This window comes from Coleofasciculus sp. D1-CHI-01, from assembly GCF_040218875.1.
In the GTDB taxonomy this organism is placed as follows: Bacteria; Cyanobacteriota; Cyanobacteriia; order Cyanobacteriales; family Coleofasciculaceae; genus Coleofasciculus.
Genome location: NZ_JAVJQP010000156.1, coordinates 41,210 through 47,607 on the forward strand (window position 1 = coordinate 41,210; position 6,398 = coordinate 47,607).

General features: G+C 46.4%; 4 protein-coding genes and 1 pseudogene. 3 read left to right on the forward strand and 2 right to left on the reverse strand.

The features are described 5' to 3' along the window. Positions 1 to 3 precede the first annotated feature (3 nt). A complete protein-coding gene (locus RIB93_RS27640) occupies positions 4 to 234 on the reverse strand; it encodes a hypothetical protein (protein WP_446377714.1) in 231 nt (76 codons plus the stop codon). A 142-nt stretch (positions 235 to 376) separates the two neighbouring features. On the opposite strand from RIB93_RS27640, the gene RIB93_RS27645 reads away from it, so the two are divergent. Together RIB93_RS27645 and RIB93_RS27650 are read left to right on the forward strand one after the other, a co-directional pair. Continuing rightward, positions 377 to 703, forward strand: coding sequence for a DUF433 domain-containing protein (locus tag RIB93_RS27645; protein ID WP_446377716.1), 327 nt, complete (start codon positions 377 to 379; stop codon positions 701 to 703). 18 nt (positions 704 to 721) lie between these two features. Then, positions 722 to 1,048, forward strand: a pseudogene (locus tag RIB93_RS27650) (DUF5615 family PIN-like protein); the annotation flags it as partial. A gap of 9 nt (positions 1,049 to 1,057) precedes the next feature. Here the strand turns inward: RIB93_RS27650 and sbcC are convergent. After that, entirely contained in the window at positions 1,058 to 4,078 is a 3,021-nt protein-coding gene (sbcC, locus tag RIB93_RS27655) for an exonuclease subunit SbcC (RefSeq protein WP_446377718.1), read from the reverse strand. A 436-nt stretch (positions 4,079 to 4,514) separates the two neighbouring features. Here sbcC and RIB93_RS27660 point away from each other — a divergent pair. After that, positions 4,515 to 6,398, forward strand: a 1,884-nt coding sequence (locus RIB93_RS27660; protein WP_446377719.1) for a two-partner secretion domain-containing protein, incomplete at its 3' end; no start/stop codon positions are given.

Consider the following 6,398-nt stretch of genomic DNA (forward strand, 5'->3'; position numbering starts at 1 on the left):
AAATTAGGGCAAAGGTACATGGTGTCCGCGCCAGCGCAGTAGTGCAGCTGCCTGTGCTTTCCGCAGCATGAAGCAGTCTGCCTCGGTTCGTAGTGCTGTTAGTTCCGTTCGTTCGGCATCCGTCAGCGTACCCTCTTGATTGCGATCGAGTAGGATATTGTACCGCTCCATATCGGCTACAGTCTTTCGACTTTGAGCAATTTTCCATAATGCCTCATCTTCCATTCTGTCCAAGGCTGCTAGGTCAACCTGAAACTCATCGGGTACATTATTCCAATCTCAAACCGATTATGTTTACCCGAATGTAGGGGTGCAAGGCTTACGTTCTTACTGATGTATCACTTTCTGTTTTATCCAGAATTCATGATTTATAATAATGAACATTAAAGAGTTAGAACCGCAACTGCTTGCTCTAAAGCCTACTGAAAAAGCTCAAGCTATTCACCTCCTAGCCCAAAGTTTCGATAACAATTGGAAGGGAATTGAAAAAACGCCTGGTGTCTGTGGAGGAACAGCCTGCATTGCCAATACTCGCATTCCGGTTTGGGTGTTAGTCAATGCTCGCCGTTTAGGGATTAGTGAAGCTCAACTTTTACAAGACTATCCCACGTTATCGGCTGCTGATTTAGTGAATGCCTGGATTTATGCTGAAGTCTATGCTGATGAGATTGAACTCGCTATTCGACAGAACGAAGAAGATTGATTAATGGCACGTCTTTAGGCGGATGAACAATTTCCCCGACGGGTTGTGGAATTTTTACGCATTTTTGGTCATGATGTACTTACTGTACAGGAAGCAGGAAAGGCAAATCAAAAAATTCCGGATCAAGAGGTTTTGGAATTTGCTACAAGTGAAAATCGTGCGGTTTTAACCCTAAATCGAAATGATTTTTTTCGACTTCACCGCTTATCTTCTGATCATTCGGGTATTATTGCCTGTAAAGATGACTTAGATAGAGAGAGAATGGCAACTCGAATTCATCAAGCTATTTTCCGGGAAGACTCCTTAAGGGGAAAAGTGATTCGAGTCAACCGCCCAGTTCAATAATTTTAAGCGTTACATCAGTAAACTTAACTGTGAACCTTGCTCGGTTTTTTGCACTTCAATTCGCGTCTGAAAGGCTTCCTTAAATTGGGGCATGTGGGTTACGGTTAAGATACAAGCAAAGTCGGATGCGATCGCGTTAATTGCCGCAATCAATCGTTCGCACCCTTCGGCGTCTTGTGTACCAAAGCCTTCATCGACAATCAGCATTTGCAAGGAAGTTCCCGCCCTCTGCGCTAAGAGTCGGGCTAAGGCGAGGCGAATGGCAAAGTTAATTCGGAAGGCTTCCCCACCAGAATAGGTTTCATAGGCACGGGTTCCGCTAGCGTCGGCGATTAAAATATCCAGGGTGTCGATGAGTTTACTTTTACGCTTTGATGCCCGTTTTCCGGCTTTTTGGGTGACAATTTGGACGTGTAACTGATTTCCCGTCAGTCGGGATAAAATTTGATTGGTTTCTGCCTCTAATTGGGGTAATATGTTCTCAATCATCAGCGTTTGAATCCCATTTTTACCAAAGGCTTTGGCGAGTTCCTGATGCACTCGATATTGCCGTTTTAGGGTTTTAACCTGTTCCTCTTGCGCTTGATATTGAGTTTGCAGGGTATCTAGGTGGGTTAAGCGCTGTTGTAAACGCCCGACTTGGGATAGGTGTTCATCTAGTTGTCGGCGTCGCTGGAGGATGCGCTGTTCCAAGCTTTGGATGTCACGGCTGGTGTCGGGATACTGTTCCAATTGCTTGACAATTTCGGCGAGTTGTGTATTTAGGGTTTCGCGATCGCGACTTCGTTGGGCGAGGGTTTGAGTCAGGCTGTCTAATCGTTGACAGAGTTGGGGATAGTGTTCCTGGGCTTTGGTTAATTCTTGATGGCGCAGTTGCCAAGATTGGGCGTGTCGCAGGGAGGTGCGGAGTTGGTTGTGCGTGTCTAAGTTGTAGCCAATTTCGGTAATTTGTGCCTCGATCGCGTCGAGTTGCTGTTTGAGGGGAGAGGTGGTTTGTAACTCCTCTAAGGATTGGTTTAGCTGATCGAGTTGGGCTTGCAGTTGGGGTTTTTGTTCCTGAATTTTCTCTAGGCGTCGCTGGGCGTCTTCGAGTTTGGCTTGGCGGATTTCCGCCCATCGCCACCGATCCACTTCTCCCCGTGCGAGGGCGTGGGTTTGTTCGTTGTAGTTTAATTGTTGGAGTTGGTGATCTAGGGTTTGGAGTTGGGTTTGGATGTCTAGGGCGTAGGTTCCTTCACTCAGCGATCGCTCCAGTTGTTTCTTTTCTTCGGAGATGTCGTAGAGGCGATCATATACCTCATCGGTGGCTTCGAGTCGGGCTTCGAGTTGTCCCCGTTGTTCGAGTAATTGTTCAAAAGGTGCCAATTCTTGGGAGAGTTGGGCGTATTCTTGACGTAAGACTTGCAGTTCCCGTTCACAAACGGCTAGTTGTTCTCGCACCACCCAAAATTGATCTTGAATTTCTTGCTGTTCGGTGTTAGTTTTCTGGATAACGTGCTGGGAATGGGTTTCATCTAAAGGGCGATCGCACAGGGGACATACAGCGTCCTGAACCTGTAACATTTGGATTTTCTGGGTGAGTTCGGCGATTTGTTTTTCATAACGGCGCTGGCTTTCTTGCAGTCGTTCCTGGAAGCTGCGGCGTTCGAGTCCTTTTTCTTGGACGCGCTGTTGATAGACTTTCTTTTTTTCTAAGGTACTGATTTCGGCGACAACTTGCAGAACGGTTTGGCGCAGTTGGGGGGTAGTAGCGATTTGGTGCGAGAGTTGATCTTCTGAGGCGTTGAGTTCGTCTAAACGGGCGCTGAGGCGGGCGTGGATGCGATCAAGTTCGCTTTGCAAGGCGGCGCGGCGTTGTAGGATAGGGGAGACATCGAGTTGAAGTTGATCCAGGTGGTTGAGGCGGGTGCGGGCGGCTTTGAGTTTTTCCACTGCTTCGGCTACGTCTCCAGAACGGGTAAGCATCTGTTGAATTTCTTGTTCTTGGGGGCGCAGGGCGTCGAGTTGGGCTTGGGTTTGGCGAATTTGTAGATTCAATTCCTGAATCTGTTGGTTGAGTTGCTGTTGGTGCTGCTGTTTTTGGCGCTGGGCGTTTTGATCCGCGTGGAATTTTTGGCTGAGACTTTCTTCTCGCTGTTGCAGGGTGAGATAATCAGCATAACCCGTGTTAATTTGATCATTCTGGTCGAGAATCGTGGCTAATTGCTGCTTTTGGCTTTCGGTGGTGGTGATATCCTGGTGTAGGCGATCGCACTCTTGGGTAAGATTTTGGTATTGCTGGCGGACAAAGGTGAGTTGTTGTTCCCAGGTGTGGCGTTGGTGTTTGAGAGATTGCAGGTGGTGCAGTTGGCTTTGGTCGGTGTCTTGCTCTTGGCGCAGTTGAGATAAGGTGGTTTGAGTGGCGTATTGTTGCTCCTGCGTCGCCTCTCGTTCTTCCAGTTGCTGCCCAATTGCTTGTAAACTGGAGTCCAGTTGTTCGGCTTGACCTTTAAATTGGCGGGATAAATCCTTTGCTTGATCGGCTAAGGTTTCGTATTGATCCAGTTTCAATAAATCGGCTAAGATTTGTTTACGTTCCGAGGGACGCCGTAGCATAAATTCATCCGCCCGCCCCTGACGCAAGTAGGCGGAGTTGATAAAGGTATCGTAATCCAGCTTAATATGATGCAGAATGAGCTGTTGAGTTGCCCGTAATCCTTTTTCAGTTAAAGAACGAAATCCATCTGGGGTTTCAATTTGAAATTCTAGGGAACTGCTTTGTCCCCGTTGCTTGCTGCGAATCACCCGATGGGTTTGTTGGTTATTATGGAAGATGAAGTCTACCCGCACATTTTTCGCCCCGGAATGGATTAAATCATCTTCCGACGCAGCACGGCATTGTCCCCAAATCGCCCAGGTAATCGCTTCCAGGAGAGAGGATTTGCCAGCGCCATTAGCGCCACAGATACAAGCCGTATGCAGTCCGCGAAAGTCGAGAGTCGTTTCGCGGTAGCTTAAGAAATTTTTCAGGGTCAGTTTCAGGGGAATCATGCAGGCTGGAATGCCATTGAGACTAGGGATTCAAGAAAATTGTCAGTACATACGCACGCTCTCCATAGTTTATCGACGTAAGGATGCGGATTCTAGCCTTTTTCTCGACAAATTCACAATATTTAATATAATCGAGATTTAAGATAGGTCGATAATATTAATCAAATATAGGTTTTCCTACCTAGCTCAGAGTGTAGCGTTAGTCACAACTCAATCATTAAGCTTGTGCAGAGAAAATTTTTCTTGGCAAGAAAGTGGTGACTATAGGTTAAGATATATACAACACACAATAGCCAGAGTCAAGATCATCAGCAGATCAGCCTAAACACTCCTACTAGCTACCTACCGCAACGGTTCGGGTTATGCACCACACCAGGAAACATGACAACACCAGCAGTTAGGAGACTCAGCATTTACTGTTTTTCAAGTGAGCCAGATGAAACCAGCCATACGCCGAATAAGTCAATCACTGGCAGCCCTCTATAGTCTAACCGGGCTTCTGGGCTTTGCTGAGGTTGTCCAAGCACAACAGGTTACTCCAGAGCAGGGTAGCGGAACGACTGTTAACCAAGATGGTAACCAATTCAAAATAGAAAATGGCGTTGAAGCTGGCAACAATCAGATTTTCAGCTTTGATCAGTTTAGTCTTGGCTCAGATCAAAGTGCTATTTTTAATGTCGATGCTAATATTCAGAATATTCTGAGTCGGGTTACGGGTGGCGATCTGTCTCAAATCAACGGACTCATCCAAGTATTGGCAGACGGTGGTAGTCCCAATCTCTTTTTGATGAATCCGGCTGGTATTGTGTTTGGAGCTGGTGCAAGTCTGGATGTGCCAGGTTCCTTTACTGCCACAACCGCCACATCAATTGGTTTAGGCAATGACCAGTGGTTTAATGCAACAGGTCCTATTGACGCAAGTACGCTTGCAGGAAATCCTAACAATTCTTTTGCCTTTAATACGTCTGAACCCGGAGGAATCGTTAGCTCTGCTAACCTAACAGTTGATAGTGGGAACTTAGCCTTAATCGGTGGCACTGTTGTCAGTGAAGGCACGCTCTCAGCACCAGATGGTCAAGTGACTATCGCCACAGTACCCGGTGATACGGTGGTGCGCCTCAGCCAACCGGGAATGGTGCTAAATTTAGAGTTTGAACCTGTAGACTCAGTAAGTGGTAATCCAGGCAGTTGGGATGGTAATGTAGCTTCTTTGCCTCAACTGCTGACAGGAGGCGGAATTGATCATGCAACTCAAGCGATCGCGGACACGGATGGTGAGCAGGTAATATTATCAGGTTCTGGAATTACCTTAAATAATGGTGATGTTGTCGCAACGGAAAATATCAGAGCCAAAGGTGGACTCAACATCAGCGGAAACAGTATTACTACGGGAAATATCGATACGAGTTCCAACAGTCAAACAGCGGCTGGTTCTGTATCTTTATATGCTAGAAATGACGTAACAACGGGTGAAATTAGAACCAACGATAATAGCGGAGGAAGTAATAATCCTCCTAGAAGCGCAGGTTCAGTAACAATATCCACCCTAGAAGGTGATATTGATATTAACAATAATATAGATAGCCAAGATCAAGGTAATGGAGACGGTGGTACAGTTACCCTAGAGACTAGAGACGGAAAAATCACAGTAGGTGATATCAGGGTGCTAAATCAAGGACCAGGCTCTAGCGGTGAGGTCAACTTATATGCACCAGGTGGCGTCTATGGACCAGACGGTCAACTGCGAGAAAATAGTGGCAAAGTTACCGATCCTAGTGATGCAGAAAATAATAACACGGATACAGGTAATCCCTCTATAGATAATCCGTTAAATAACATTACCTTTGCTCCTTTTAGTACTGGCACGACAGGCGGTGACTTAGGCGATGACTTAGGCGATGACTTAGGCGATGACTTAGGCGATGACTTAGGCGATGACTTAGGCGATGACTTAGGCGATGACTTAGGTGATGACTTAGGTGATGACTTAGGCGATGACTTAGGTGATGACTTAGGTGATGACTTAGGTGATGGTCAAGACGATGACTTAGGTGATGGTCAAGACGATGGCTTAGGTGATAGCTTAGATGATGTTGTAGGCGATCTTGTAGGTGATGGTCAAGACGATAGCTTAGGTGATGGTCAAGACGATGGCTTAGACGAGGATGATCAAAGTGATGTTTTAGATGATGACTTAAATGATGGTTCAGATGACATTGCCGATGGTCAAGATGATGACTTAAATGATGGTTCAGATGACATTGCCGATGGTCAAGATGATGACTTAAATGATGGTTCAGATGACATTGCCGATGGTCAA